This is a genomic window from Pseudogemmobacter faecipullorum (genome assembly GCF_020539525.1).
GTDB classification, from domain to species: domain Bacteria; phylum Pseudomonadota; class Alphaproteobacteria; order Rhodobacterales; family Rhodobacteraceae; genus Pseudogemmobacter; species Pseudogemmobacter faecipullorum.
Genome location: NZ_JACDXX010000020.1, coordinates 15937 through 42912 on the forward strand (window position 1 = coordinate 15937; position 26976 = coordinate 42912).

38 protein-coding genes are annotated in these 26976 nt (G+C 62.4%); 2 read left to right on the forward strand and 36 right to left on the reverse strand.

The genetic code is table 11. The annotated features are described in order from the left end of the window. Positions 1 to 119: 119 nt before the first annotated feature. The 15 genes from nusG to H0485_RS17455 all read right to left on the reverse strand — a co-directional run bounded on the left by nusG (position 120) and on the right by H0485_RS17455 (position 9209). Positions 120 to 659 carry a transcription termination/antitermination protein NusG gene (nusG, locus tag H0485_RS17385; RefSeq protein WP_226937212.1) on the reverse strand — a complete coding sequence of 180 codons (540 nt, stop codon included), beginning with the start codon at positions 657 to 659 and terminating at the stop codon, positions 120 to 122. Between the two features lie 252 nt (positions 660 to 911). After that, complete coding sequence (gene secE, locus H0485_RS17390; protein ID WP_226937213.1) at positions 912 to 1103, reverse strand: preprotein translocase subunit SecE; 192 nt, start codon at positions 1101 to 1103, stop codon at positions 912 to 914. A 310-nt stretch (positions 1104 to 1413) separates the two neighbouring features. Further along, the gene (locus H0485_RS17395; RefSeq protein WP_226937214.1) at positions 1414 to 1617 is read right to left on the reverse strand and encodes a hypothetical protein; all 204 of its coding nucleotides are present in this window, start codon (positions 1615 to 1617) and stop codon (positions 1414 to 1416) included. An 87-nt stretch (positions 1618 to 1704) separates the two neighbouring features. Then, positions 1705 to 1965: a hypothetical protein gene (locus tag H0485_RS17400; protein ID WP_226937215.1), complete on the reverse strand. Its 261-nt coding sequence runs from the start codon at positions 1963 to 1965 to the stop codon at positions 1705 to 1707. A gap of 2 nt (positions 1966 to 1967) precedes the next feature. After that, positions 1968 to 2585, reverse strand: coding sequence for a peptidoglycan recognition protein family protein (locus H0485_RS17405; protein ID WP_226937216.1), 618 nt, complete (start codon positions 2583 to 2585; stop codon positions 1968 to 1970). 11 nt (positions 2586 to 2596) lie between these two features. Next, positions 2597 to 2740 carry a hypothetical protein gene (locus H0485_RS17410; RefSeq protein ID WP_226937217.1) on the reverse strand — a complete coding sequence of 48 codons (144 nt, stop codon included), beginning with the start codon at positions 2738 to 2740 and terminating at the stop codon, positions 2597 to 2599. 189 nt (positions 2741 to 2929) lie between these two features. After that, a complete protein-coding gene (locus H0485_RS17415; protein WP_226937218.1) occupies positions 2930 to 3226 on the reverse strand; it encodes a hypothetical protein in 297 nt (98 codons plus the stop codon). A gap of 63 nt (positions 3227 to 3289) precedes the next feature. Continuing rightward, a complete protein-coding gene (locus H0485_RS17420) occupies positions 3290 to 3667 on the reverse strand; it encodes a hypothetical protein (protein ID WP_226937219.1) in 378 nt (125 codons plus the stop codon). Further along, positions 3664 to 4071 (reverse strand): hypothetical protein, encoded by a 408-nt coding sequence (locus H0485_RS17425; protein ID WP_226937220.1) that lies wholly within the window; start codon positions 4069 to 4071, stop codon positions 3664 to 3666. The genes H0485_RS17420 and H0485_RS17425 overlap by 4 nt, the downstream gene beginning before the upstream one ends. 640 nt (positions 4072 to 4711) lie before the next feature. Further along, positions 4712 to 4978 (reverse strand): spike base protein, RCAP_Rcc01079 family, encoded by a 267-nt coding sequence (locus H0485_RS17430; protein WP_226937221.1) that lies wholly within the window; start codon positions 4976 to 4978, stop codon positions 4712 to 4714. A 179-nt stretch (positions 4979 to 5157) separates the two neighbouring features. Continuing rightward, entirely contained in the window at positions 5158 to 5604 is a 447-nt protein-coding gene (locus tag H0485_RS17435) for a phage upper tail fiber protein (protein WP_226937222.1), read from the reverse strand. Between the two features lie 63 nt (positions 5605 to 5667). Next, positions 5668 to 6072 (reverse strand): hypothetical protein, encoded by a 405-nt coding sequence (locus H0485_RS17440; RefSeq protein WP_226937223.1) that lies wholly within the window; start codon positions 6070 to 6072, stop codon positions 5668 to 5670. Then, a complete protein-coding gene (locus H0485_RS17445) occupies positions 6069 to 6659 on the reverse strand; it encodes a hypothetical protein (RefSeq protein ID WP_226937224.1) in 591 nt (196 codons plus the stop codon). The genes H0485_RS17440 and H0485_RS17445 overlap by 4 nt, the downstream gene beginning before the upstream one ends. Next, positions 6659 to 8431 (reverse strand): hypothetical protein, encoded by a 1773-nt coding sequence (locus H0485_RS17450; RefSeq protein WP_226937225.1) that lies wholly within the window; start codon positions 8429 to 8431, stop codon positions 6659 to 6661. Before H0485_RS17450 ends, H0485_RS17445 begins: the two co-directional genes overlap by 1 nt. After that, complete coding sequence (locus tag H0485_RS17455; RefSeq protein WP_226937226.1) at positions 8421 to 9209, reverse strand: hypothetical protein; 789 nt, start codon at positions 9207 to 9209, stop codon at positions 8421 to 8423. The genes H0485_RS17450 and H0485_RS17455 overlap by 11 nt, the downstream gene beginning before the upstream one ends. 33 nt (positions 9210 to 9242) lie before the next feature. Between H0485_RS17455 and H0485_RS17460 the strand changes: the two genes are divergently transcribed. Continuing rightward, positions 9243 to 9560: a hypothetical protein gene (locus tag H0485_RS17460; RefSeq protein WP_226937227.1), complete on the forward strand. Its 318-nt coding sequence runs from the start codon at positions 9243 to 9245 to the stop codon at positions 9558 to 9560. A 3-nt stretch (positions 9561 to 9563) separates the two neighbouring features. On the opposite strand, the gene H0485_RS17465 is transcribed toward H0485_RS17460, so the two are convergent. From H0485_RS17465 to H0485_RS17545, 18 genes are all read right to left on the reverse strand, one after another. Further along, complete coding sequence (locus tag H0485_RS17465; RefSeq protein WP_226937228.1) at positions 9564 to 12326, reverse strand: tape measure protein; 2763 nt, start codon at positions 12324 to 12326, stop codon at positions 9564 to 9566. Then, entirely contained in the window at positions 12323 to 12697 is a 375-nt protein-coding gene (locus tag H0485_RS22030) for a phage tail assembly chaperone (protein WP_435531518.1), read from the reverse strand. Before H0485_RS22030 ends, H0485_RS17465 begins: the two co-directional genes overlap by 4 nt. Positions 12698 to 12705: 8 nt before the next feature. Next, entirely contained in the window at positions 12706 to 13119 is a 414-nt protein-coding gene (locus tag H0485_RS17470; RefSeq protein ID WP_226937229.1) for a phage-derived protein YdaY family protein, read from the reverse strand. 100 nt (positions 13120 to 13219) lie between these two features. Further along, complete coding sequence (locus H0485_RS17475; protein WP_226937230.1) at positions 13220 to 13933, reverse strand: hypothetical protein; 714 nt, start codon at positions 13931 to 13933, stop codon at positions 13220 to 13222. A 69-nt stretch (positions 13934 to 14002) separates the two neighbouring features. Continuing rightward, the gene (locus H0485_RS17480; RefSeq protein WP_226937231.1) at positions 14003 to 14401 is read right to left on the reverse strand and encodes a phage tail terminator-like protein; all 399 of its coding nucleotides are present in this window, start codon (positions 14399 to 14401) and stop codon (positions 14003 to 14005) included. Continuing rightward, complete coding sequence (locus H0485_RS17485) at positions 14398 to 14790, reverse strand: hypothetical protein (protein ID WP_226937232.1); 393 nt, start codon at positions 14788 to 14790, stop codon at positions 14398 to 14400. The genes H0485_RS17480 and H0485_RS17485 overlap by 4 nt, the downstream gene beginning before the upstream one ends. Continuing rightward, positions 14787 to 15869 carry a phage minor head protein gene (locus H0485_RS17490; RefSeq protein ID WP_226937233.1) on the reverse strand — a complete coding sequence of 361 codons (1083 nt, stop codon included), beginning with the start codon at positions 15867 to 15869 and terminating at the stop codon, positions 14787 to 14789. Before H0485_RS17490 ends, H0485_RS17485 begins: the two co-directional genes overlap by 4 nt. A 210-nt stretch (positions 15870 to 16079) precedes the next feature. After that, the gene (locus H0485_RS17495; protein ID WP_226937234.1) at positions 16080 to 16433 is read right to left on the reverse strand and encodes a hypothetical protein; all 354 of its coding nucleotides are present in this window, start codon (positions 16431 to 16433) and stop codon (positions 16080 to 16082) included. Next, positions 16426 to 16839 (reverse strand): hypothetical protein, encoded by a 414-nt coding sequence (locus H0485_RS17500; protein ID WP_226937235.1) that lies wholly within the window; start codon positions 16837 to 16839, stop codon positions 16426 to 16428. Before H0485_RS17500 ends, H0485_RS17495 begins: the two co-directional genes overlap by 8 nt. A 37-nt stretch (positions 16840 to 16876) precedes the next feature. Continuing rightward, positions 16877 to 17308, reverse strand: coding sequence for a hypothetical protein (locus tag H0485_RS17505; protein ID WP_226937236.1), 432 nt, complete (start codon positions 17306 to 17308; stop codon positions 16877 to 16879). 4 nt (positions 17309 to 17312) lie between these two features. Continuing rightward, a complete protein-coding gene (locus tag H0485_RS17510) occupies positions 17313 to 17639 on the reverse strand; it encodes a hypothetical protein (protein WP_226937237.1) in 327 nt (108 codons plus the stop codon). A 54-nt stretch (positions 17640 to 17693) separates the two neighbouring features. Further along, positions 17694 to 18674, reverse strand: coding sequence for a major capsid protein (locus H0485_RS17515; RefSeq protein ID WP_226937238.1), 981 nt, complete (start codon positions 18672 to 18674; stop codon positions 17694 to 17696). Between the two features lie 13 nt (positions 18675 to 18687). Further along, a complete protein-coding gene (locus tag H0485_RS17520; protein WP_226937239.1) occupies positions 18688 to 19347 on the reverse strand; it encodes a phage scaffolding protein in 660 nt (219 codons plus the stop codon). A 23-nt stretch (positions 19348 to 19370) separates the two neighbouring features. Beyond that, entirely contained in the window at positions 19371 to 20765 is a 1395-nt protein-coding gene (locus H0485_RS17525; protein WP_226937240.1) for a DUF4055 domain-containing protein, read from the reverse strand. Continuing rightward, positions 20753 to 21313 carry an HNH endonuclease signature motif containing protein gene (locus H0485_RS17530; protein ID WP_226937241.1) on the reverse strand — a complete coding sequence of 187 codons (561 nt, stop codon included), beginning with the start codon at positions 21311 to 21313 and terminating at the stop codon, positions 20753 to 20755. Before H0485_RS17530 ends, H0485_RS17525 begins: the two co-directional genes overlap by 13 nt. A gap of 23 nt (positions 21314 to 21336) precedes the next feature. Continuing rightward, positions 21337 to 22743 carry a PBSX family phage terminase large subunit gene (locus tag H0485_RS17535; RefSeq protein WP_226937242.1) on the reverse strand — a complete coding sequence of 469 codons (1407 nt, stop codon included), beginning with the start codon at positions 22741 to 22743 and terminating at the stop codon, positions 21337 to 21339. Next, the gene (locus tag H0485_RS17540) at positions 22706 to 23221 is read right to left on the reverse strand and encodes a DNA-packaging protein (protein ID WP_226937243.1); all 516 of its coding nucleotides are present in this window, start codon (positions 23219 to 23221) and stop codon (positions 22706 to 22708) included. The genes H0485_RS17535 and H0485_RS17540 overlap by 38 nt, the downstream gene beginning before the upstream one ends. A gap of 650 nt (positions 23222 to 23871) precedes the next feature. Then, entirely contained in the window at positions 23872 to 24078 is a 207-nt protein-coding gene (locus tag H0485_RS17545) for a cold-shock protein (RefSeq protein WP_226937244.1), read from the reverse strand. A gap of 249 nt (positions 24079 to 24327) precedes the next feature. On the opposite strand from H0485_RS17545, the gene H0485_RS17550 reads away from it, so the two are divergent. Then, positions 24328 to 24492 (forward strand): hypothetical protein, encoded by a 165-nt coding sequence (locus H0485_RS17550; RefSeq protein WP_226937245.1) that lies wholly within the window; start codon positions 24328 to 24330, stop codon positions 24490 to 24492. Between the two features lie 85 nt (positions 24493 to 24577). Here the strand turns inward: H0485_RS17550 and H0485_RS17555 are convergent, their stop codons facing one another. Genes H0485_RS17555 through H0485_RS17565 form a run of 3 tightly spaced genes read right to left on the reverse strand, consistent with a single transcriptional unit; the run spans position 24578 to position 26955 of the window. Next, complete coding sequence (locus H0485_RS17555; RefSeq protein ID WP_226937246.1) at positions 24578 to 25201, reverse strand: hypothetical protein; 624 nt, start codon at positions 25199 to 25201, stop codon at positions 24578 to 24580. A 29-nt stretch (positions 25202 to 25230) separates the two neighbouring features. Beyond that, positions 25231 to 25512 carry a hypothetical protein gene (locus tag H0485_RS17560; protein ID WP_226937247.1) on the reverse strand — a complete coding sequence of 94 codons (282 nt, stop codon included), beginning with the start codon at positions 25510 to 25512 and terminating at the stop codon, positions 25231 to 25233. A gap of 3 nt (positions 25513 to 25515) precedes the next feature. Continuing rightward, positions 25516 to 26955: a hypothetical protein gene (locus H0485_RS17565; protein ID WP_226937248.1), complete on the reverse strand. Its 1440-nt coding sequence runs from the start codon at positions 26953 to 26955 to the stop codon at positions 25516 to 25518. Positions 26956 to 26976: the final 21 nt, after the last annotated feature.

Sequence of the window (26976 nt, forward strand, 5' to 3'; positions counted from 1 at the left end):
TCCTTTTTCACGGCGCCTTCCTCATGAAGACGCGGTTTAGCGGTCCGGCTTGTCACCTTCGGGTCAGTGCCCGGGGCGCTTGCCTCCCGCGCGATGCACGCAGATCAGCGAGGGCGGGCTCAGAGCCCGCCTTTGACAACCTGGGTGAATTCCAGTTCCACGGGCGTTGCGCGCCCGAAGATCGAGACCGAAACCTTCAGGCGGCTTGCGAGCTCATCAACTTCTTCGACCATACCGTCAAAGCCCTCGAACGGGCCGTCGGTAACTTTAACCTTCTCACCAATCTCGAAGCGGATCAGGTTGCGCGGCGCGACCTCGCCCTTCTCGGCGGTGCGGTTCAGCATATTGTTCACTTCGGCATCGCGCATCGGCATCGGCTTGCCCTGCGGGCCGAGGAAGCCGGTCACCCGGTTGATCGACGAGATCAGGTGATAGCCGCGCGAGGTCATTTCCATATGCACCAGCACATAGCCCGGCATGAAGCGACGCTCAGAGGTCACTTTCTTGCCACGACGAATCTCGATCACCTCTTCGGTGGGGACCAGAACTTCGTCGATTTCTTCCTGCAGACTGGCCTCTTCCACAGCCGTGCGGATCTGCTCAGCCACCTTTTTCTCGAAATTCGAGAGGACGCTCACAGAATACCAGCGTTTTGCCATGGTCTCGATTCCACTTTCTGCCTGGGGACGGCAAGCCGCCCTTTATGCACCTTTTCCGGAGTGTTTTCCGGAACAAAAAACAGCGCGCACCCCGAATCGATGCGCGCCGGTCCTGCTGCTCTCCGCGGGGATTACCGGCTAGGCCGCTGCGGATCAAGCCTAAACCGAGCCGCAAGGCCGGTCAGGCCCCCTCCTCCGGCGCCCTGCCCCACCCGGGACAGACCTGCAACCTCAGGCCGGGGAGAGGGGCAGTTACGCGCCGATGACCAGATTCAGCCCGGTGCGGATCGCATAATCCACAAGGCTGAAGAAGGTCGCAAACAGCGCTGCCAGGATGAACACCATGACCGTCGTCAGAACCACTTCGCGGCGCTTGGGCCAGTGGATCTTCGCGACTTCGCCACGAACCTGCTGAATGAACTGAAGAGGATTAATCGCGGCCATTTTGCCTGTCCGTTGTTCTGGTCGGGTGCTGACCGAAGCCAGATACGGGTTTACCCCCGGAAACACAACCCCGCACACCCTGCCCTGCGGCATCGGCCGAAGCAAGGCATCCGGTGACGCAGCCCGCATTTGCGTGCACTGGTCAGATCCGGCAATGAAGTGAGAAATGGCAGGGGCAGCAGGGCTCGAACCCGCGACCTACGGTTTTGGAGACCCCTGTCCGCCATTGTTTTTATTAAGTTAATCCTCCAAACGGATCATAAATCACTAAAGCCGCATCAATGGGTTATGGCTATTTCCCCAACTGGTTTTAGCGCCCCATCTCGGCCTGCAGCCGCTCCAGTGCCTCGATCCAGCCGTCATAATTGCTGCCAGCCTTCGGGTGCTCATCCCTCATGCGCCGATAAAAGGCGAGCCAGTGCTCAAACTCAGCAACCGGATAGGTGTTCGACCATTGGCTGCCGGTCAGCGTGAAGGTCTGTGTGTCGGGATTGTATGTGGCAGTCTTTTTCATGGCACCGCTCTATGCCCGATTGCCCCCGGCTGAAACGTAAAAAGAACGCCCCCAGCCGAAGCCAGGGGCGGGTGATGTGCCGGGGGCCTACTGCCACCAACCCCAGAACCGCAGCCGGTAATTCGGCGCCAGACGCTCACGCCACGCCAGCACGACCGAGACCGCTCCGACGATCTGCATGATGCCCTCGATGGTCTCAGGCTCACCCGCCCAAGCCACCGGCAGGCCGAGCTGCGGCCCGACCATGGCGACGATTGCGAGCAAGGTCAGCCAGAACGAGCGCGCGGCCCAGAACGGCAGAGCGGGCAGCACATCGCCCATGTGGAGGTTCGTTCCATTGTTCGCCATGATCAGGCCTCCTTGAGCCATTTCGGGACATTGAAGCCGGGGCACGCCTTCGCAGCGTACTGGTTATGCCCCGAGATTTTGGTGATGCCGGTCCGGCCACTGATGGCCGCGATCAGCTGGCGCAGCGCCAGATCCTGCGCTTTGGTGAAGTGCCGGGCGAACAGGTCGCCCTCAGCCGAGCCGTGACCGCCGATCAGGCAGATGCCGATGGTTCCGGCGTTATGGCCAGAGACATGCGAGCCGATCTCATGCTCGCCCCGCCCGGCCGTGACTGAGCCGTCGCGGTCGATGAGCCAGTGATATCCGATGTTTTTCCAGCCATTTCCCTCGACGTGCCAGCGGCGGATCTCGGCCCGCTTTTCGGCGAGGCTGCGGTCTTTCATCCACTCAGGCCGGGTGGCGCTGCAATGGACGATGATCTCGCGGACAGGATGCCCGGCGCTGCCCTGATGGATCATCGCGCCGGGTCTGGTCTGCGCTGGCTTCACCGGTGCAGTGACAGGCTTGCCAGCTGCCGCCAGCAGGCTCTGAAGCGCGCTGGCAGTCTTCGGCCCCCAGAGGCCGTCAGCGGGGCCAGGGTCATGCCCCAGCCCCTTCAGGCCGGTCTGTACCAGACTCATGCTCTCGCGGCTCATTGCGCAACCCCCGCAGCAGCCTGCCGGGCGGCGTCGGCGGCGATGGTCGCCAGATCGGCGGCGCGGTTGATCTGCTCAGGGGTGAGCTGGTCGCAGGCCGAGAGAGCGATCAGGGCTGCGAGAATGGCGAGTGCTTTCATGGCGGTTCTCCATATGAAAAAGCCCCGCACGCTGGCGGGGTCATAGGCACGATTGCCTAACGGGTTTCGGGGGATTGGCCGGGCTCAACCGGCGGGGTAAATCTGCTGGCCGCGGGCGAGGGACGCCCTGCTTTTTTCATCCGTACATTTTAACGAGTGCGCCCCGGGTAGAGCGAGCCCGGGGCGTTTTTACTTCGTCTCCAGCAGCCGCTCGATCCGGGATAGGGTTGCAGAAATGGACCGCAGATCGGACGCCTGCCCCGCGATGGTCAGCTCGGCGGTGCGCAGGCGGCCCTCACGCCCGGCGGCATCAGACCGGATAGCTGCGACCTCGGTGGCGAAGAAAGCCTCGATCCGCTGCTGGTCCGCCGCGAGCTTGCGCAGATCGGCCTGGATCCAGATCACCGCGCAGAGGGCTGAGACAAACATCGCCCCGGCTGTGAGGAAATGGCCCGCGTTGATCGTGCCGTCATATTTGAGAGCCATAGCGCCTCCTGCGCATGAAAAAGCCCGCGCGAGGCGGGCTGAGATGGTGCGGTGAGCCAGTCGTCAGGCGGGAAGGCTGACCCCAAGAACGACCAGCGCCGCGGTCACATCGCCACCGATCACAACCGCGATGCGATCTGGCATGGCGTAGGGCTCTGCCTCCAACTCGGTCGGCTGCCAGACCGCGACCAGCGCCTGTGCTCGGGTGGCCGCTTCCATGTCAGCGCCCCATTCCGGCTCATGCAGGGGAGCGAGGGCAGCCTCCGCATAGCCATCAGCGACCATCCCAGACGCAACGCGGTAGAGCGCGCCATCACCGCCTTGCATCAGCGCCCCATCGTGGAAAGTCTGCTCATCTGCAGGGCCATATCCAGTAGCGCGGGCGAATTGGGAGGCATCCGCCAGATGCGCCACCGGGCAGGCAATGGTGATCCTGATCATTTATAACGCGCCTCCCAATAAGCGGTAATGCTGGCAATTTCTGCCGCCGAAAACGCGCCCTGACGCAGGATCATGTCGGCTTGACGGGTGGTCATCAGCGCGTTGACAGGGTTGACCACTGTATCCACCGTCACCGCGCCGAGATGATCGACAAAAGCGCGACCGTATGTTCCGGTGGGAAGCGTGACCGGGAGGCTGTCGCCGCCATCGTTGAACAGGTGCCAAACGTCCGGAACGCCCGGTTCGGTCACATCGTTTGCAGACGTGACTAACTGCCCACGCGTGGCCATCCCCCCAATTTCAAGCTGTAAAAAACCAGCCAATATTTGCCCGGGGGAAACTCCTTGACGCCAGAACTGTACCACAGTGCTCAAGGCCTCGGTAAAGGTCAAAGTCGTGGTCAACTCTATGCGCCAAATGCTCCCGGAAACGTGCGTAACTCTGTAGGAAGGCATAGAGAAATAGGCGGCAGACGTACTCGGGGATGTGATAATGGGGGCTTGCCCGGGAACGGGGACATATACTCGGACCGAGGCTCTGTATGACCCAAATACTCCTACAGAAAACTCTATGTTTACATCAAAAGGTGTATTGGTATCTATGAGCGCCGACCCAGTAACCGTAGTTCCGGGCGTAATGGACGCACTAATCGTTGCGACGCGTGCCCCATGTGAAGGCAGGGAAACGCTAAACCACCCGGGGTCTTCCGCCACGGGGGTAGCCACCCCCGAAGATACCGCGCTTAAGGTTGTGTTTATAGCCACGTTCCGCCGCCCGCCCTTCGGCCACCTCACCAGCGTCGGCCGCGACAGGGCCGTGGCCTGGCTGGCGTCAACAGTCCCAGCCGCCCGCCTGATCAGTCCGACCGGCTGACCCGGCAGGGTTGCAGGGATAGTGCCAGCCGCGTCTTGAAACATGTGGGTCATGATGAAACTCCGTATCCGCCCGACCAGTGCCCGGCCTGCCCCATCGAAAAAAGCGCGGCAGGGCTCCATGCGGCGCCAATCAGCCCCGCAGAAGTCAGGGAAAGCATGAGCCCCAGCATCACCACCACCCCACGACGATTGCCGTGGTGCCGGTCGCATTGATCCGCCGCGGCGAGAACGGCAGGATCTGACCGGCGGCCATGGTGTAGCTGATCACCGTACCAGCATCATCGACCAGTGCGACGCTACCGGCAGCCTGGCACATAATCACGCGCGGACGCTCGCCGGACACGGCCAGGTCAATCGTATCGCTGGGCGTGATCGTGCGGTGGCGCATGCCGGGCGCAGTGCGGCCAACGGCATGCGAGCGGAAGGGATCGGACATAGCGTTCTCCGTCGATCAAGGGTTGCCTGTGAAAGTGGGGGCGTATCCGCCCGACCAGTGACCCGGCTGCCCGCCGGCAAACAGCCTGGCCGGCGACCAGTCCCATAGGAGCGCCTCGCCGCGATAAATCCGGGACAGAGGCTGCGCGCCGATGAGAGCGGCGGATACATGGGGCGGGATCATGCCTGCACCACCAGATAGAGGTTTGCAGGATCAGGCGGCGTCAGAGCGTCATACTGCGCCTGTGTCAGCACCACAGTTGCGGCGAGGCCGGGCGGCGGCTTGATCAGCAACAGATCCGGCAAGGCGTAGCTCGGCTGATCACCGATTACGAAGTCACCCAGCACCGCATCCCGAGGGATAGTGCCCTGGCTGCGGCACACCTCGGTCCATCGCGCTGTGGCCCTATAGCTCGTTCCGCGCAGGCCCTCGATATTGGGCCACAGGCCGAAGTCGTCCGGCAGAGACCCATCCTGCTTGAGGGGCGCTCGCTCTGTTGCTGGCAGCACCACGTCAGCGCCTTCCGTATCAAAGCCGGAGAGCGTGAATGTCACCTCGGCTGCTTTGGCCGGCGCATCGGTCGGCAGCACCACGCGCCCGGTGATGATCGATTTCGTCAGAGCCATGCGGTCGCTCCAAATGCAAAAGGCCCGCACGAGGCGGGCGGGATCGGTGAAATGTCGGGGGGATCAGGCTGTGATCAGCGCGGCGGCCCGAAAGAGGTCGTCCACTTGATCGGAGGTCAGATCGAGGGCCTCGGCAATGGCCGCGATGGTCGGGCTGTCGCGCCGCCATTCGGTGGCCTTGTCCCAGGCGATGACCGCGGCGGGGCCGAATGCGGCAACGGCAAGCTCAGCATCTGCGAGCAGGCCGGCATCGAGCAGCGCCATGTGCGCCTGATATGGGGAGATGACCGCCGGGACCGGCTGCGGTTCCACCTGCTGGCCCGGCAGGATCTCTGAAAGATCAGCCACTCGCGGCAGAGGGCCAGCAGCCACAGCCGCGTCAAAAACCGCACCGCGCCGCAAGACCCGGACATGGGGGCCGATCACCTCAATGACGGCGGTGCGCTCGTCGTTCGCCCAATAGTTCACAGGGCAGCCCTCCTGTATGCGCTGACCGGGGTGTAAGCGTTGGATGCCGAAAGAATGATATCGCTCGTCGAGCCTGTGGCAGCGGATCCTGAAACCCGTGTCTGCAGCTCAATTACGTCATCAGGATCAATGTCCAGGTCCACCGAACGATTCGCCCCTGCTCCTCCAGTACTGACGGTCCATGCTGCAACTTCCGCGCCATTGATCATAACGCGCGAATACACCGTGGCGGTGCCAGATGATGTGCTGCCTGCATGTTGAAATTTAAGCCGGACCGATCCAGAGAAGGTTTTGATCGTCCAGCGTTTAGCCATGACAAAGCTGGTTGATGAGGTCGAAGAGACTCCCGCGACGGGCCGCGCCCCATAGGCAATCTCATGAGCATCGCTGGCGACGACTGCCAGAACCTCCAGCCCCTCATTGTCTGTGGCTAAGGCTTCTCCGGTGATCCTGGGGGCATTGGGGGCGCCTTGGGCGAGCGCAACCACGTTGCGGAACCAGCGCTCAAAGTGGCCCGAGGTGGCAGCTGCGCCAACCTCATATTCCTCAGGGGTCCAGCCGCCCCAGTCAGTAGGTGGAAAGCTCATCAGATTGCCTCATAAGGTGGGTCGCCGTTCGGCATGAGTTTCGTGGTCGGGTCAGCGGCGAACATGCCCGGGTCGCGCTGAGCCTGGGTGGCGCCCAAATAGCCCGGGCTGTCGTTAGCTGTGGCAAATCCGAACCGGCCATCGAACTGATAGGACTGAGCAACGATTTTGATACGCTCGCCCGGCTTCGGCTCGCTGCGACTGATCACCTGGTAGAGCGCGGCCGGGGTCTGACCGGTATCATCCTGCAGGCCATGGCTGGTGACCCGGATCACATCCGTGAGGCGAATTCCCGCAAACTTCGCCGCATCCAGCTCCACAGTGACTTTCTTCGGGGTCTTTTCAAATCGGCGCAGCAACCGGTGTGCGGCGACCCGGACAACAGCGTCAGCCCCGTTTTCCAGCCAGGGGCAGAGGAAATTCTTGATCGCGCCAGAGCCATAGCGCCAGTTCTCCAGCGCTGAAGGGTCGCCAGCGGCCCATGTGCGGGCATAGTTCTCCGAGCTGGTGGCCGATTTCGTAGGGTCTTTCTGAACAGTCCAGAACAGCACAGCGGCGGCGCGCTGCTTGTCGTCCTCATCGATCGACACTGACAGGTTGGTGTTGCGGTCGCTCAGATCCCAGATCTGATCTCCATCCACGGGGCGGTTAGCCTTGAGTCGGATCTGCTTGTCCGCAGCCTCCCACCAGAGACTGAAGCCGAGCGGCACGATTGAGGACATGAGCGCCTTGATGCCGGTCGGCTCGGTGATGTCGCGCGTGATGCGGGTGCCACTGAGCCAGCGATCAACCTCTGCTTTCCAGGCAGGCAAGGGGAGATACGACGCCGCCACTCCCGCCTCAGTCAGCAGATCGGCAATCACATCATCAGCGCGCGCGCCGACATAGCGCTTGACGCGCTGGAAGGTGGAGAGCGCCTTGTGGGCGGCAGCCGTGGTGCGGTTCACGCCGCGCGCGGTCAGGGTGAAAACATCACCGCTCCGGGTGTAATCGACCAGCTCAGAGCCGATCCGGGCCCGGCCTGCCGTCTCATATTCCAGATCGCCGATGCCCTCGGGGGTGAGGGTCAGGACCGTGGTGTTTGCCTCAATGTCTGCCAGAAGCTTGCCGCTGGACGCCTTAGGCACCCGGGTGCGCTTATCGTCGGCGAGGTCGAGCACATCGCTGCCGCTGATCGTCACCTTGCCGCTGTCGTCCGGCCCATCGATATTGGTGATGATGTAATCTCGGGTCGTGACGCCGGTCGGAACGCCATCGACCAGATAGCCATGCTTCACGCGCAGGGGGCGTCCAGCGTAATAGGGCCAGCGGGCCTTCAGCTTGCCGAAATGAGTGCCCCGGGCGCGCGGGTCGTATCCGATGCCACTGAGTTGAGCCGCGCCAGAAACGCGCTCTGCCTGATAGGGGTCCATGAAGCGGTCGTGATCCGGAAAGTCGGTCAGGGTCACCGATACGGTCGCGCGCCGGCCAAAGGCTGACAGGTCACTGTCAGAGCCAGCGATATTGACCGTGGCGGATTGCTCGCTCGGCTGCCCCTGCATCACCGGGAACCATGTCGCGCCCTTCGGGGTGTTTGACCGGGGCTGACAGTAGCGCAGGGTGCGGAAGGTCTTCAGGTGCTGGAACGCCGAGCGCAGCTTGCAGGTCTCATAGGTGCGGAAGCACTTGCGATCCACGGTCCCGGCCAGTGTTGCCGTGCAGGACCCCACGCCGAAACTGCGCGAGCATCCGTCCACATCGATCTCGATCCAGATAAAGGGCTCACGAGACATAGGCCGACACCTGCATGGTCAGATCGCCGCGGCGGGCCCCGGCGCCAAAGCTCGCAGCCAGCGTGTTGCCATCGCGCCAGCAATAGTGGGCATCCTCGGGCAACTCATCGGGACAGCTCATCCAGAGGAAAGGCTTGCCCGCGTTGTAATGGGCGATGAATTCCGGCGCGTCATAGCGCAGCCATTCGCGGTCCTGGGTGGCCAGCGGGATCGAGGTGCCGCCGCCGGTCCGCTTGGTATAAGCCCCGACATACTGGCCTTTGACCGTGATCGAGGGCGACAGCTCAACATCGAGCGCCATATTCAGCGGCACATAGCCCGCCTGCACACCGCCCGGTATCAGCATGCGCGGCCCGATCCACGCGATGCCAATGGATGGCGGCGTGGTGCCGGTGATCAGGATGCGCCAGCGCGGATAGGCCTGTTCTGCAGAGAACAGCACGAAGATATCGCGATCATCCTCAGGCGTGAGGGTCGATAGCGTGACCCATGAGCTGCCGGTGGCGCTGGCCTGGATCATGATCGTGGCTCCAGCGCTGCCCAGCGTGTGGGCGATGATAGCCGCGCAGTCGCATTCGACAGGCTCGGGCAGCAGCGAGCTGATGGCGGCGGGAAGCGCAGATGGCACCCATGCGTCATAGGTCTGCGGGCCCAGGGCATTTGCCGCGAAGCCGTCTGCGGTCTGGTTTGTCCAGAGCAGCGTGCCTTCCGCAAGAACATTGCGATATGAGATCGCGCTGGCGTTGACTGCTGTGGCAGATGGCTCAATGTGGATCATGGGCTCACCGCCATTCAATCAGAGGGATATTTCATGAGAATTTTTGCTGCATTTGCTTTGGTTGCTGCATTGGCGCTGCCGCCAGCTGCCTCAGCGAATTCCAAAGGAGATTGCGACACGATAAGCTTGGTCGCTGAACTTGTTATGAAAAGTCATCAGGTTGGTGTGCCTATGACCGATATAATGGGCAATCTTGGGGAGCATTTCTCTGAGATTATTATAGCCGCCTATGATACTCCGCGCTTCCAAACGCAGGCGCAGAAAGACCGTTCCGTCGCCGAGTTCCGGGACAAGATGACCGTTGCCTGCTACAAAGGGGAGATCAGTGTTCCTGACGGTGCCAAGCCCTAGTTCTCACACCGGTACCCACTGAATACCACGGTTTCCAGCCTCTTTCTGGATGGCATCGAACCACTTCTGCACGGCCTCGCCGGTATAGAGCTGGTTCGTGTCAAAGGCATCGGCGCTGACCCGCAGTGGGGTTTCCGGCGCTGCGGCAGCGGCCGGGGCAGCGGTGGCCCCGCCCCCTCCGGCGCTACCGCCACCTGCCCCGCCGATCTTGCTGATCTGGGCTGCAGCACCAGCAGCCATTCCGACGAATTTGACATAGGCTGCGATCCGCCCAGGAATGGTCTTCGCTTCCGCAGCAGCCTTCATGGCGGCCTCATAGCCTGCGATCATTGTTGCGGCTGACGACAGGACAGCCTGGGTCTTCAGCATCTTGTTTCCGCCTGCAGCGGCGATAGATGCCAACCCAGAGAACATGTCAGACATTTCGGTGAAACGGGTGTGGCGCTCGGCATCGGTAATCTCACGCAAGCGGCGCTGGTATTCCTCCTCCAGAGCGACCTTGGCGGCATTGTGCGCTTCGATACCGAGGATTTCCTCGGCTCGGCGATCAAATAGGATCGTTTTGCTGCTTTCGTACCAGGCATCGACTGTCGCCTGCTCGGTCTCCAGGCTTTCAATGAGGCTCTGAAGGTTGCCGCCAAACTGGTCAGAGGCCCCGCCACCCCCGCCGCCGCTCGACCCTGCCCCGAGCCAGTCGCCATAGCTGTCCACGCCAGGCTGCTGCGGGCGGATACCGCGCGACAAGCCGGGCACAACCGGGTTTTCAGCATCATCGACCGCCGTCGCGCTCAGTGCGCCCTTGGCGCGGACCGCATCCCAAAGCTCGGTCGCCAGCGCGGCAGCCTTGCCTATTGCCGTTGAGAGCCAGCCCTCGCCCGGCTGGGCGTCGCGGATTTTCACCAGCCAGTCATAGGCGGATTGCAGCGGCGGGGGCAGCTTTCCGAGCTCCACCTTCCAGCCTTGCGTGCGAGCCTCGATGCGCATCATCTCGTCATACTGGGCGCGCAGGGCGGTTTTCTGCTGGTTGCTGATATCCAGCGAGTTGATCTTCGCGTGCTGGATCGCGCGCTCCTGGCTGAGCTGCTCAGCCATGTATTGAGCGCTGTCGCGGCCGTACTGGGCTTCGGTCTGCGCGAGGGCGGCCCGGTCGCGATAGCTTTGCTCCATCGCCTGAGCCTGCAGGACAGCCTTCTCCTGTTCAGCGGTGAGCATGACCACGCCATTCGCGGCCACGACCGTGTTGGCAGCGAAATCCTTCGCGGCCACTGCTGCAGCCTCCTGCGAAGCCTTTGCCCGGTCCAGCCCTGCCTCAAGCTGAGCGATAGCCGCCGAGGCCTCGGCCATCCGGTCGGTCTCCCAAAGGCTGATCCCGAAGAAGTTGGTGTAGAATTCGGCGTTTGCCAGCTCTTGCTTGGCTGCCTCAAGGGAGGCCTGCACCATGCCGACCTGAGCCTCAGCCATGGTCTGCCACGAGGTCAGGGCCTGCTGGGTGCGCTCGCGATAGAAGGTCTCCATCGCTGCATCGAGGTCGATCTGCGCGTCGTGCATCGTGTTCAGACTGTCGCGCACCGCGTCGATCTGACTGCGTGTGTTGTAGAGGGCCACGCCCAGAGCCGCAGCGCCCGCGACCAGAAGACCAATCGGCCCGCCAGCCAAGGCCATTGCGGCACCGAGAGCCCGCGCGCCTGTGGCCTGAATTGCCATGGCAGCAGTGGTCGCGGCGCTGGTGTAATTGAACGTCACCAGCGCCGCGATGGCGACAGGAATTCGGGTCGCGGCGAGGATGAGGATCGCCTGCCCGAGGACCGTGGCGGCACCGGCAGCGGCCTCCATCCAGCCTGCGAAATCAGTCTGCGAAAGCAGGGTGATCCATTTCGACAAATCATCGAGCTGTGTCGCAAACCACTTCGACGCCCCGGTCGCCTGATCGAAATTGCCGACCAGCGCTTGCATCGCATTGCCGATCTTCATGAAGCCATCAGACACCGTAGTGTCCATTTCCCCGGCAACCGACCGAACATCCTCCAGCGGCTTAATGATTGCATCTGCAATGACTTGCCCGGTTATTTTGCCTTGTGATGCCATATCGCGCAGGCCGGATACAGTGGTGCCAAGTTCGTTTGCCAAGGCCTCAGAAACGCTCGTAGAATTGGCAAGAACAGTCTCCAGCCCATCAGCTTGCAGCTTCCCGACCGCCATCGCCTTGGAAAGCGCGTTCTGCACCGAGGCCGCGCGCTCCCCCTTCGTGGCCGTGATGACCAGCATGTGGTTGAGGCTCTCGGTGAAATCTGCAGCCTGGTCAGCTGTCTTGCCCAGATCGCGCAGCACCGAGACGTTGCGGGCATAGACCTGAACGGTCTGATCGAGCGGCGAATAGGAGGCATTCGCGATATCGACCATGCGCTGCATCATGCCGCTGGCTGAGCCCATGTCACCGATAGCCGCGCCGAGCTGGCTGCGCAGGTCCGACCAGCTGTCTGCGAGCTTCACATAAGCCCCGACAGACAAGGCCGCCGTCGCCATAGCCACCAGTGCCCCAGCCACAGTGCCTACGCGGCTGGCCAGCGAGTGCAACGCCCCTTCGGTGGAGCGGCTTTCGTCGCCCACCTTCTTGATGCCGTCGCCAGCTTTCTTGCTCGCGGGGGCCAGCCGGTCCGTCGCCTTCTCGGTCTTCTCGGCCGCAACAGTCAGGACGCCGAGATCATTGGCGGCCTTGAGTGCCTCTTCGCTTTTGATGCGCAGGCCGAGAACAGCGATATCGGTCATTTCGTCGGTCCTTTGCCCATGCCTACCCGGAACGCATCGCGGGCGGGGTTGTCGCTCTCCGGCAGATCCGGCTCGTTGCGCTGAGATTTAAGCCAGGCTGCGTCCATGGCCCGGACGCAGGTGCGGAAGGCTTCCTGCTCATCCTCTGGCCAGCCGATGCAGTGGCGAGCGATCGAGCCTGCCGGGATGGGGCCTGAGCCATGGTCACTGGTTGGGCGATCTGTGCTCAACTCAAAGAAGGCCGCAAACCAATCCTCATAGCCGGGCAGGATCTCCGGCGGCCAGAGGTGAGCGGGGATAGGCTTTCCCCGCTCTTCAAACCGCTTGCGCCGGATCTCGGCCTGCGCTTCTTCCTCAAGCGCCCACCGCAGCGCCGCGGTTAGTTTCCCGCGGCTTCCTCGACCTGATCAGCCTGCCCGTTCGCCACGATCTTCGACGCCCAGGCCACGGCATCCGCGAAGTCCTGAAAATCGGGATCGGTGATCCACTGCTTTGCCAGTTCGGGATCATATTTCACCGGCTTGCCGCCATTGGTCAGGCCATCCCAGTCGAGCAGCACAACCTCGTGCAGCACTTCGGTGGTGACGCGCAGCACCTCCTCATAGATCGGCATGCCGTCGCGGCCGCGTTTATCCTTCGGAACGGCGCGCAGCTTGCGGGCGCGCAGCGCTGCAACCTTCGGGCTGTTCTCGCCACGAACGCGCAGGCGCAGCTGGCCCATCTCGGGGATATCACCAACCCACTGACCTTCGGTCGAGGCGGCAACGTCTTTCTTGAGGCTCTGAATATCCATGTCATTTCTCCGGGTCTCAGGGGGTTCATGGGTGGGGCCGGCGCGGAAACCCCGACGCGCCAGCCCCGTATCCGCCGCCGAGGGAACAGGCGGCGAATTCTTAGACGGTGACAGCTTCAGCGATGGGCTGGATCGGCAGGTTCAGGAGCCGCGAGGCCGAGGCATCGCCGCCGGTTTTCGTGCCGCGCATTGCGAAGCCGAAGAACATATCGGTTTCGTTCACCGGGCTGGCCGTGGCGGTGTGAGTGCCGGAGCCAGCAGCGGTGGTGGCAATCGCCGTGCCGCCCGGGGTAGCCGCCACACTGAAGGCATTGGCCGTGAGGCCCGAGGAGACCACATAATAGGTCGTGCCGGCCGTCAGGCCGGTGGGCAGGGCGCCGGTGGTTGCGAACACCACAGGGGTGCCGGCGACCAGGCCGTGGTTGTTCCAGGTGACAACACCGGGGGTTGCGCTGCTGATCGTAACCACGCCTTCCTCGGCGCAATCGGCACCCCATTCGATCTTGAAGGCGAAGGGCTTGCAGGACTTCTGGGCAGCGCGGAACGCGATCTGGCCCGCATCATCCAGCATCGGAACAAAGACGTTTTGCATGATCGGGAATGAGATCACGCCTTTGTCGTAGATGGTGACGTTACGATTGATCAGCGTCTGGGTCATCGTCTCCTGCTCTGCGCCGAGATCGCCGGTCTGCTGCCAGCCATCGACCTCAAGCCACGACTGCTGGCTCGAAAAGTCAGACGCCGTGATGATGGATTTGTAAGGAACGCGGCCGCCGATAAAGAGCTTGCTGCCCGCCACTTTGGAAAGCGCCATGATTTTCTCCATGTGCGAAAAGCCCCCTGAGGGGCGGTTGAAACCGGCGGGGCCGGATGCTGCGGGGGTTCAGTAGGAGGCGAGGTAATCCACGATCACCGGCACGCACCAATGCGTGTCACGGTTGAGGAAGCCCTCGCGAATGTCTGCGGGTTTGGTGATCAGGATGCACCCGCCCGGGAAGCTTATGCGCTCCGGGAATGGGAACAGAGCGGCCAGAGTGTCGGCATGGCCATTCGCTCGAGCAGCAACCCCGGTACCGCGCTGCATGACGATCTGCAGGTTCAGCGCGCCCCGGCTTTCGATCTTGCCGCCCGCGATGGTGGGATCGCTCCGGCCATAGCGGACGGGGCGAAACTCGATGTGGTCTCCCACCGGCGCATCGTCGCCCGGCCAGCGCACCGGCAGGCCTGTGGTTTGGGCCGACGCACGCGCGCGCAGGGCAGTCTCAAGAGCGCGTTCGGTCATTTCAGCCTCGCAGCGTGCTTGTTGATCAGATCCTGCCACTGAGCCGCAGCAGCATCGCGCCACATGCCGCCGCCCTGGCCGAAGTCCTCAGGCTTGTAATGGCGGGCCCGGGCATATTCAGCCGTCCAGACCGCCTCGATGGTGTCGCCCAGCTCAAAGCCAGCGATGGTAAGCTCGTAGCTGTTCACGTCGGGCTTCCCAAGCGTTCCATTAAGGCCGGTGGCAAGGCTGCCCCTCAGGAAGCCATCATCAACCGGCATCCGGCCACCCTGCGCGACCGGGGTTTGCGCGATCTCCAGAAGCTCCTGAGAGGCGGCACCGGTCACCGCCTCGATCTGTGCCAGAGTTTTGTCGGCTAGGTCAGCCATCTGTGCGGCAAAGGATTTCATGGCTCATCCCGCAGCAGGTCGTTTTTCACTCTGTACGAGGCATAGCAGCGGCACTGGATAACCTCAGCCGCCAGCGCCTTCCGGTCGCTGCTATGGCGCAGATCGCCCGGGTACTGCAGGCGCACGCCGGGGGCCGGCTCAAAGAACTCGCCGATCCGCACCTTTTTGCCGTTCAGGCCTCGGTGGCTGTCGCGGGTCCGGCTATCCATGGTGGCGGACCATGTGATTTCGATCTGATCGTCACGGACCTTGCCCCGCTCGACCAGCTGCATGAAGCCCTCGTGTCGCCCTGCGCGAAGCCCGTTCAGGCTCTCGGTCCGGCCAATCGTGTCGCCGCGGTCCTTCAGGAGCTTATTCCACAGCTGCTTGCGGCTGATCTCGATATCTGCCGGGGCTACAGCGGTACCGCGATGATAAGCGGCCAGAATGCGGTTCGCGGTTGCCCGGTTCACGCTGGTATAGCGCACATAGGGCTCACCACCGCCGCGCGGGACCACGACCAGGCCGCGCACGCCCTTCGCGGTCTTCATCCCCTCCATAACGGCCAGATGCACGTCACGCCGCGCCACATCGAGGCCGAGAATGCCGCCCTCGCGCTTGCCGGTCACCGCATTGACGAAACCGACGATTTCGCGGGCCGTGTCGCGCGGGTGCTGGCCGATCTCGAGCGCCTGCCGCAGGACCACGCGGGCCATTTCCTTTTGGTCCTCGATCACTTCGGTGATGAGGTCCGACGATGCCACCCGCAGCCATTCCTCGGCGCGGTCGTGGCGGCCATCAAAGCCGAGAATGATGCGACGACCGGTAAGCGGATCGCGCACCGGAATGCTGGTAGCAGCCAGCGCACCGCCCGACATGAACGTTTCGCGTTGGGCGTCCGCGAGTGGCCCGAAGAAGCCCTGCTCAAGCCGCAGCGCCTCGACGGCTCCTTCGATATCTCCCGCGCGGATCATCGCGATCAGCTCGTCAATGCGGATCGCACTGGTGACGTTCTCGATAGAGGCGATGAAGGCTGCGCGGATGCGCGGCTCCAGGATATCGAGCTGATCTTGAATGTCGCGCGGCAGGCGGGTTACCATCAGATCAACTCGACAGTTACCGTGCCACAGAGGCGCTCCGTCTCGAATTCATCGCCGCGTATAAGCGGCTCCCCGTCCTCACCGAGCTTCATGCAGATTACCCACCCCTCTCCGGTATGGGCCTCAGTCACATTTGCAATCTCGCTACCGTCCAGAAAGACGCGGCAGGGCGGCACTTTACCGCTCACAAGGTGGTCAGGAAGGTTCATGTCAGGCCCTCAGCAGCACTTCATAGAACAGATCCACGCCACCGGGGGCGAAGGGCTCGACCCGCACGATGGTCATGGCCTTGCCGCCCAGCGTGATCTTGTCGGCCGTGGTCGGCACCGTGCCGTCAGCTGCCATCATCACCAGCTTGTCGCTGGCGCGGATCGCGGTGCCGTCGATCAGGCCGAGGCTGATGGTGTCCTGCATCAGCGTGACAGTGTGGGTGGTCGGCGTGCCCGGCTGCGGGTCATAGCTCGGCCCAGTGGGCGCGCCTGGCCGGATCAGGGTTGCGGTGAAACCGACCTCAGCCAGCGCGGCGGTGACCTCTTCGGCGATCTGGCCCCAGTCTTCACTCATCGACGCACCCGCTTTTTCTCACAATAAGGGCGGCTGCCTGCTGCAGCTTGCTCTCGGCCCATGCGATCTGCTCGTCTGTCTCTGCCGCGGACCATGCGGAAATACCGCCACAATCACGCGCCACGACTATCAGCGCCACAGAGGGCTCTTTCGCGCGCTGCGCGACCCGCTGCCGGGCGAATTCAACCGAGCCATTGCCCTGCACATCTTCGAAGGTCTCATCAGGCTTGTGAGCCGTGACTTTGTCCTGCGAGCGATCCAGCCAGCCGGAGCCGATGCCCTCGTGATCTTTGTCACAGGCCGCACATACGGCAGTGCCGTCTGACAGGAGGCGGAACGTCGAGCAGCCGCATGCGCAGATCCAGAGCTGAGGCTCCGCGCTAAAGAGCGATATCACCTTGCTCATTCATCTCCCCACCATTTTGGTGGCGTCACCATTATGGTCACGCCCTCGCCAGAAAATGCACGCCGCCGGTGGAGCTGCGCACCAGCCCGGCCAGCAGCCCCTCGACAATCGACAGGCGCGGCACATAGCCGTCCGGACCGCCTGCGCCCTTCACGCGCTCCCACGCCAGCTTGCCAGCCTGCACCAGCACCTTGTCGGTGGAGGGCGTGCTGACCGGCGAGAGCGAGCCGGGTTTCACCGCCTCGGCCAGAGCGGCCTCGCAGATCGCGTATTTTACAGCCTCGGGAGCCTCATCATTCGCCCACTCGGTCAACCAGCGCTGGTTGAACCGAGCGGCGATATAGCGCTGGCCGCGAATGATGGCCGTCTTTTGGTCAGTCTCCGTCGATGGCCAGCCGGTCGCACCGCCTGCCGTGAGGTATGCCAGCGCCTCGGCGGGCGTCACGGCGGGGGCGGTGAAACTCAGCATGGGATCACTCCGACTGGACCGCAAACGGCAGGGCCAGCTCGATCAGGTCTGCATTGGTGGCTTCCGCCGGGGCATCGACCACTTTGGTAGCGAGGAAGGCGATCAGCGCGGCTTTGTTCAGCCGGCGGATCTGCGCCTCGGTCAGGGCTGCATCCGGGGTGGGTTCACCCACGGGCAGGCCGGTTTGCCCGTCCATGATGCGCTCGCCCTTGGGGGCGAAGGCGGCATCGATGATTTTGCAGCCGTTCGCATTGGCCTCACGCTTCAGCTCGGGCCGCAGGGGATGGGTCGCATAGATGACCTTCTGGGTGGTGACTTCTTCGCTGTCCATGGGGAGCCTCCTGATTTCAGTGAGAGGGGCAGTCGCCCACCCCTCCTGCAGAAATCAGGCTTGGCCGACTGCCAGCACACCGGCGGTGTGCTTATTGTCGGTGGCCACCTTGTCCCAGTTCCCGCCGGTGGCGAGTTCCGCGTCGGTCGGGGATTTGCCGCCATTGGTGACATCCCAGGTGTAACCCTTCAGGCCCAGCCCGAAGGTGTAGTCCGACTGCATCGTGGTCTCGATGCGGGTCTGGCCGTTTTTGGTCTCGATATTGGTGATCACGTCACCAGCATCAGAAACCGTGGCAGCGCCTGATACGAGGCCGAGAGCGCGGGACTTGGCGGGTACGGGCGTCTCGCCCGGCACTGCCGCGACCGACAGCGCCGGCGCATCAGTGATGACCACCCGCTTGTTGAGGATATCGACCACGGTCACGCCGCCAGCCTGGAACAGATGCTGGCCGTTGGCGAGGTTCTGGTCGATCAGCGAGTGATAGGCCGCGCCGGTCATGACGTTCGCGACGATATCGGCCGAGCGGTCGCCAAACTTGGCATGTGCGCCGTTCAGAGCGCGATAGGTCAGCACGCCAGTAGCCGACACATCGTTGACCATGGCCGAGTTGTTGCCGATGGCCGCCACCAGCGCCGCAATCGCGGTGTTGATCTGATCCTGCAGCAGTGCCTCGGCATAGTTGCGCGATGCGACCTCGATGCCCTCAGCAGTCGGCTTTTGCAGCCACGTCATCTGACCCGGCTCAAAGCGGATCGGGCCGAAGCCTCCGGCCACCTTGACCGACGCGATGGAACCCTGCTGCAGATCGGTCGGAGTGACCGCAGCCTGGGCGGCATAGCGATCGACACGACGCTGAGCAGTGTGGATGGCCTTCCAGAAGCTCTCCTGGAAGAAGTCACCATCGAAGCCAGCGGGCGACAGCACGATGGTGCCGCCCGAAGCCGCGTTGAACTTCTGGATATCCTGGCCCAGCGTCTCGATGATCGCGGGCATGAAATACTGGTTGAACACAACCATTTGCGCCTGAGACATGGCTCAAAGCTCCTTATGTGAGATCGGGGAATTTGGCTTTCAGGGCTGCCACGCGCGCTGCTTTGTCGCCGCCCATATCGCCTGCTGCTTTGCCTCCGTTCTGGCTCTCGCTGCCCTTCGATCCGCCGCCCGCAGGGGGAGTGACGAACGACTTACCCTCAGCACCTGCCCAGCCGGTGATGAAGCCCGGCACGTCCTTCGGCCCCATTGGGGTATCGAAGGAAAGGGCGCCATCATCGCCGATTTTGATCTTGTCCCGGTGGATCGCCAGTGCGCCTGCCTGCAGGCCAGGATCTGTCACGCCAGCCTTAGCAAGCGCAGCAGTCAGTGCCTGATCAATCGTCACACCAGAGAGCTTGCCCTGAGCATCGCTCAGCTTGCCATTCAGCTCGGCAATGGTCGCCTCATAGCGATTGCGCTCAGCGACCAGAGCTGCCTCATCGGGCTTGCCCTTCATCGCTTCGGCCAGATCATTCTTGGCTTTGTCCGCCTCAGTTTTGAGCGAGACCTTTTCAGCCTTCACCCGCTCATAGGCGGATTTCAGGTTTGCGACTTCCGGGTGGGTATCGATGCCGTCGAGGTCGAGAATGTGCTTCCCGTCCTTTTCGACATAGAGGGCTTTCACAGCCTCATCGAGGCCGTCGAGAGTTTCGACAACGGTCTTAAGAGCCATCGGCTCGATCCTTTCGGGTGGAGTTAAGCGGCCTCGCCGCCGGGCTTGAGGCCATCGGCCCCGGTGTCGTCTCCGCCTTCATCGCCAAGCTCGCGCCGTTCGCGCTCCTTCTCGGCCAGGGCGAATTCCTCCTCTGCCTTGCGCTCGGGCGATGCGATGCCGCCGCGCTGCAGGTTCTCGTAATAGGTCTCGTAGCTGATCGCGCCCTCCAGCCAGAGCGCCATCAGCGCCTGGGCATCAGCCGGGCTCAGGGTGCTGTCCATCAGGCTCTCAGGCACCGGCACAGTGACGCTGGCCGGATCGAGGCCCTTCATGCGGGCAATGAACCGTAGGCCAGCCTCCAGTAGCGCGCAGCCCGAGCGGACGATGCTCTGCAGGGTGGCGGTCTCGCTCTGAAAGCGCAGCTTGCGGGCCTCGCCGCTCTCCTGCGCCTTCTCGCTTTGCTCCAGCAGCTTTGCGCCGGCATGGGCGGCTGCCCTGCGCTTGTCCTCGATCGCTTTCAGGTGGGCATCGATCCCGGCACAGGTCGGGCCGACATATTTCACATCAGGCGTGGCATCTTCGCCGCCCTGGAGAGCGATGCAGGCCCCGGCACCGACAGCCTCTGGGGGCTCGCCGTTGATCACCACCAGCGTTTCCTGCCCGGACCAGTACAGCTGGTGCCGATAATCAGCGTCGAGCTGGTAGATCGAGAGCGCAGCGCGGGCCACGCCGATCAGCGGCGGGGTGCGAATATCGGGCCGCAGATCGACCGCCGAGGCGACGGCAAACGGGATGAAATCGAGCGAAACGCCACCGGCGCCAGACGGGCTCGCCCATCCTTCCATGGCCTTCGCGTCTTTGCCGTAGACCTCTTGCACATAGCGGCCATCATCAAGGCGCAGGACGCGGAAGCGGGTCTCATTGACCCACTCGAACCCATCGCGAACCGGGCCGCTTTCGTCCAGGACGTAGAAATCCCGATCCCAGTTGATCAGGCTCTCGCCGACATAGCTGGCAAGGTACGGCTCGCCACCGGCGGCCGGAGCATCTGCCAGCACGGCATGGCGACCGGAGACCAGCAGCTCGCGCGTGATCTGGCGATGAAACTCCTCCAGCGGCATTCCGTCGCCGTTGGCGTCCTCCCAGAGGTACTCCAGTGCAGTCGGCAGCTCGATGCTGATCTCTTTGGCGTGAGCAACCCCAGCCATGCCGGAGACGGCCGGAGCGACCAACTCGGGGAACTCAGCGCGCTTGCGGTATGCGTCATAGGCAGCGGTCCCGCCGTCGCTCAGAGCGGCATAGCCAGACGGTTTCGGCAGGTACGTCTCGCCACGCGCCTTGACCGCGCTCTCGCCGTCCATGGCATCGCGCATCAGCCGCCAGTCGGCCTGCCGCGCGGCGGTGTATTGCGGGTGCTTGCTGTCTACGCCTGGCATGTCGCCTCCGGTGCATCTTTCACATTGAAGAAGGCGCCATGGTGCATTCGTGCAGCATTCGCGTAGGCAGCTCGGGCCGCCTCTTTGCAGTCAAACAGGCCCAAGTAGGTATTCTTGCCGTTGATAGAAATACTCACCTGCCATTTGCGGCGGGCCTTGTTCCAGCAGACACCCTTCGACCCAACCCTTGCGCGGGTATTAAGGGAGTTTTGCGAACGCGTTGCCTCACGCAGGTTTTCTATCCGATTGTCCTGGGGGTTGCCGTTGATGTGGTCAATTTCTTGGGCGGGCCACCGGCCATTATGCATCGCCCAGATTACCCAGTGGGCACTCACTGGGCGCGAAAACAGCGCCCCACGCAAATACCCATCCTTATCGGCGGTCTTAAGCGCCTCGCGTCCCGCAAATGTGGCGTTCCATGTCCGGTATCCGCTATCGGAGGGAAAGAACTCACGGGGGCGATGCTTCCAGTATAGGCGCCCGGTAGTGGCATCATAGCGCAGGATCGCGTGTAGCACATCGGGCGAAGGAAGGGCTGCTCGCGCCATATTCGGATCTCCTTCGCGGGCACCTAGTAGAAGCCCTTGATCGTGCCGGTGCTGGTCTTCGGTTGCTTCCGCCGAGGCGCATTCGCCATGACAAAGCTGTCCGCGAGGTTCGGCGAGGCGATATCGCGCTTGCCGAGGTCTTTCTTGCTCTCAACCTTGACCCGCCCGGCATTGTCGAAGTCGCGGCGCGGGGTCGAAAGCTCATCAATCAAGCGGTCGAGGTGGTCGCAATCCGGGCTGATCGAGATCAGATCCTCGACCGGATAACTCATGCCCTTGGTCACCGCGTTGAAGGTGTTGCGGAAGCGCTTAGCCACCAGCCACCATGTCTGGGCTTTCAGGTTGGCGTAATAATCGCCGTTGGTGGGTGATCCCTTGTCTTGCGGGTCGATCCGCTCACCCGGGCTGATCACACCGTCAGAGGCGTTGAAGCGGTGGTATTCGATGGTGGTCTTGAACTGGCCATTCAGCGCCTGGAAATGCGACCCAGCGAAAGCGCCAACCCCGATGCTATCGTAATCGATCACGGCCCGAGCTTCTCGCGCCACGGCGTGAACCCTGCCGGCCGATTTCAGCAGCTCGTCCTCGCCGCCCTTCCATTCCTCGATCCTGCTGGCCTCGATCCCCTCCATCAGGGTGAGCGCGTTCTTGTCGTCGCCACTGTCAGCGACGTCGAAGCCGACCCGGCGGCCCGGCCCCTTGCTCAGGCCAAGCTTGCCGCAAGCGTTGATCGCGGCCATCACCCACGAGCGCTTGATGACCACAGCGTCATCATCCTCGCGCGGCTGGCCGAGGTAGATATGGGCGAAATCCTCCTCATCCTCAGCGCGCTTGGCCTCGATCACGTCGAGGATGGTCTGCGAGAGGAAGGGGTTCTCGTTGAAGTTGATATGCCGCTTAACCGTGCGCGGCGGCGTGTTTGCGATGAACCTGCGCCAGACGAAATCCGTTACCAGGCGCGGGTTGAACAGGATCCAGAACTGCGACCCCTCTTTGCGCAGGGTCGGTTCAAGGATCTCCCACTGCTCCTCGGTGAGGTTGTGCGCCTCCTCGATCCAGCAAATGTCGATGCCCTCGAGCGATTTGATTTCGTCAATGTGGCGCCAGAGGCCGTAGAACAGGAACTCGCTGCCGGTGCGGTTATGGCGGATCGAGTTATCGGTGATCGTGAACTGATCGCGCAGACCGAACCGATCGATCTGGATTTTCAGCAGCGTATAGACGCTCTCGGCGATCTTGTTCTGGAACTGTCGGGCGCAGAGAACGCGGATCTTGCACTTCGTGGCGAGAAACACCGCAAAGCCTGCGGCATCCCATGATTTTGACGACGAGCGACCGCCATACAGGACGCGATTGCGAGCAGGCGTCAGCCAAAAGGACTGTAATGCCGGGTTAAGTGTCGGTCGATTGGCCTGCATAGAAGTCAGCAAGGGTCATGACCTCCATCGGGCCGCCGCCAGCGCCGGTCAGCTCCTTCTTGTCAGCCAGCCCCAGATCGCGCGCGATGATCGAGCCATTCAGCAGATCTGCCGCCGCCCCCTCAAATTTCCACTGGTAGATCGTGTCCTCGATCTGCCTCATGACCTCGGCCAGATGCGGCTTGTGGATCTCATCATCCTCAACCTGCCAGCGCCGCCACGCCTCGTGAGACACGCCGAGAAATAAGCACAGGCCCCGGATCGTCATAGCCCGCATGGCCGCGACCGGCTCATGGGTGGCCGAGCCCTGGAAGGTCACCAGCTGGTCTTTGTAGAGCGGGTTCTCATGCACCCACTCGAAATATTCGCAGGCAGCATCCCAGAGCGCTTCCGCGGTCTCAAACTTCGGCTTCGGGCCGGAGCTGGCGCGGGCTTCCCAGATGCGGTTGCCGGGGAGGAAATGGCCGGTGGCCGGATCGCGGTCAGCCATCGCGGTTACTCCGAAAATATGCCGGGGCTCTCACTCTAGCCAGTCCAACAGGGAGGCACCCATTGACCCAAGGGCGGGGAACTGAGCGCAGAGGGATAATATGCAGGTGAGGCCTTTTAAACCCGGCGGTACCTGCTCCACATTGAGCCGGGATCAGGTATTAGCCCTATCTATTCGGCTACATACGTCTACCCTGCAAGATTGGCCGATCTTGGCCTGCAGATCTGAAAGGTGTGCATTATGGCAAAAGGCATGGAAAAACGCGGGCGCGATACGAAAAAGCCCAAAAAGGTTGTTCCAAAGACCAACGCCTCAAACCCGAGCCTAAAAAATACGGTCTCGATCAGCTCATCGGCTGGATCATCTTCGAAGTCCGGTACGAGGTAAGGTCCTATGAGACCTGCTGTCACATCTGCGGTTTTCACCATGAACAGTGACCTATAAATTCGAAACGCCCGGAGGCTGTAAAGCTCCGGGCGCTTGTCTGTTATCCGACCTTCCGCTTCCTAACCGCAGTTGCGATCCGGCCCGACGGTGCACATCCATTTTGAGGATGCAGGCTCGGCTATATCGGCAGTACAGCGTGCCGCTTAGGATGGACCGTGGTTCGTGAAGCGTGATCTGCATTATTTGTGCAGACCGAATTCGAATTATGCGAGTTTGAGGTCGATGGCAGACTCGCGACCGTCGCGACCAGACTCGATATTGAAGGTCACAGCCTGACCGTCGTCCAGACTGCGGATGCCTGCGCGCTCAAGTGCGGTAATGTGAACGAAAACGTCGTTACGACCGCCTTCAGGAGCGATAAAACCGAAACCCTTGGTTGCGTTAAACCATTTCACGGTGCCATTGGCCATCGTGTTAATCCTTTTTGGAGAGTACCGCCCACAAGATGCGACGGCTCGGCACAAGCGGTGATCGAAGACTGTGCCGGAAAGGACCAGGGCCGAAAAGCGTAAATGCAAGGTACTCGTAACTCATCAAGCCGTAAGTTGAAACAACAAACTACCACCTCGATGAAATTTCCAGCCACGGGTTACTTCGAAACCCTTTGACGCCTCTACCTGCGGTGGCGCAGGGTGGCGGGATTGGAGAGGGAGAGAAACATGCCAGCAATTGGTGCAAATGAAAGATCATTCTCAGATAGTGATCTGAAGCAAGCGATTGCGGTGGCAGCCGAGGTCGAGGGATTGAGCCCGACAAAGGCTGCGTCGTTGGCAGATCGTGCCGTAAAAATTTTGGGCGAACTCAATGAGTTTGCAGAGGACTGAAACGAAAACGCCCGGCAGGATTTCTCCTACGGGCGCTCTTCTGCGTTCAGCATGATACTAAATTGTTCACCCCGAATGTCAAGCCTTAGCGTCCGCGGCGCAGATCGACCACATGACCCAGGGCCAGCACCATCGCGGCGGGGTCGCGGGCGCGATGGTCATCGACCACTACGCGCATCACCTCTGCCATGGGGCCCGGGCCGGATCGCCCGATCCGCTCCTCGATAACCTGCATTCCGAGAACGGCCTGATCCTGCTTCTCCTCGTCACTACGTCGGTCAGCCGGGGGTGTGGTGCTGTCCGCGCTCAGTTCCTCCAGTGGCAGCAGAAGGCGCAGGCACTGAGCGTGCCGGTTCGGCGCTCCGATTGCCCGGTCAAAGGCGATGATTGCCGCGCGGACATGCTGGATCGCCTCCCAGTATTCCTGCCGGTCCTTATGCGAGGGAATGACTGAAGCCATCGCGCCGCCGGCTTCGCATCCCCACCACGGATCGCGCATCTCGCGCCATTGGCCTTCAGGCTTACCCCAGCGCCGCGCCCGCGCCTTCAGCATCGCCTTTTGCGGATCCTGCTCGACCCGAATTTCGCGCATGCGGGCCTTGCCGCGCTTGGCAGGGCGAGGCGTGGCAGCCAGGGCCACCACCGGAGCCGCCGTCACCCTGCTCGCCTTTTCCGCCGCCCGCTTTTTCGCCCGGTCTGTTTTGCTCATCTGTCCCTCGTTGGTCTTCTTGTTGATATTCACAGCCAGCCAGCGATGGCCCATGCGAGTGCCAGCGCGGAGGCTGACAGGCTGAGCAGGTCCACCATTGTCCGCCTTAAGATCTTGTCCCGCCTTTCTTCTCTGGCGGCGTGGTCCGCACGAAGGCTCATCACGGCATCCTGCGCGCGGATAACTGCTTCCTCTCGCTCCATCATGCGGACCAGCCAGAGAGCGCTTGCGCGGTCGAGGGTGAGCCTTGCCTCGCCGTTCAGGGCGGCTGCCACGCGGAGCCGTTGTGCCAGGGTCAGCTCGGATCCCATCCCTCAGCCCTCCCCTGCCTGTGCGGGCTGTGAGAGGGCGGCGAGGGCGGCGCGCAGTTCCTCGGCGGCGTCCTGCGAGTTCTGGAACACCTTGCGAGGCGTCGAGCTGCGCACTTCATCCTCTTTGCACAGGAACGCATCCATCCAGCGAAGGTGGGATTGCACAGCGTCAATCAGCGGCTTCACCGTCACCCCGGCGCTGGCGGGGGCGGGATCTGCCCGCAACACGAAATCCGGCACATGGACGCGCTTCGGCCCAAATCCTCCACTCGTAAACTCAGCCTCGGGCCATTCAGAAATGGTCTGCGTTTTACCGTTGCAGTAGCGGGTCCGCACTTTGCCGCCCTCGACGGATACCACTTGATAAAGCTCAAGATCTGCGCGGCTTGTCGTGTAATAGTCGCCGGGCTTTGGCTCCCACATCATGCCCTGATAGAAGCGAAGAGACAGGGCCGCCAGCTTCTGGCGCATCGTCAACTCGGTCAACTCCGCCTGCACATCTACGGCAAAAGTCGGGGCGCAGTAATTCGCGCTGAAGAGATCCCCCTCATTCGCCCAGACCAGAATGCAATCGCCATTCGCCCACAGGGACTGCCCTTCTGGCGTGTCGCGCAGCCAGGCCCGCATTTCATCGCGGGTAGCGCCTGCAGGCGCCGCAAAGCGAACTCGGCCACCTATCGGGGTATCGCCCACCACCGGCTCCCCCTGCGCGGCCAGTGCGGCCTGCACCCGGGCCTCTACGGCGCGCTCAAAGGCGGCGGTTGCATCGGCGGGGGTGAGGGTGCGGATTGCTTCTGCCATACCGGCACCATCATGACCATCACCCAGCGCAGCAGCCTCCCTTGCAGCCGCCTCATACGCCCCGGCCACCTGTGCCAGTGCTGCGTCACGCTCTTCCAGCGCCATTCTATATTTTTGCGACACCCGGACATATCTGGATTTTTCGTTCTCGATCGCCGTGTCGCGCTCGGCCTCCAACTCGGCAAGGCGGGCCTCGGCGCGTTCGGCGCGAGAAGTCGCTTCAATCAGAGCGCCACGCATAAACACCCGCGACAGGTTGCGCTCCCCTGCCTTCTCTACGCCCCTTCGGACTGCAGCGACCAGTTCATCGTAACCAGCCGCCTTCTTGCGCCATTCGTCGCGGCGGCGCGTCATCTCCTTGAGTTCAGCGACCAGGTTGCCTTTCTCCACCTCCCCCGCTTCCGGGGCGGCAGGGAGGGCGCGGAGCAAGTGGGCGGCATGATACTTGTCGCCGCTATCGATCTCGGATGATCCCAGTATTTCAGCAATCGCCGCCTCCCGGCTGATCAGGCCGCCCGCCGGTGCTGCCGCTATCGCGCCCGAGATGTGGCAATCTCGGCCTAGAATGCCGCCATCCAAAAGGTGGGGTTGACCATCATATTTACCGGGGTTGCGCGAATCACCAGATGAGAGCAGCGTCACACGCTCAGGGAGTAACGAGTT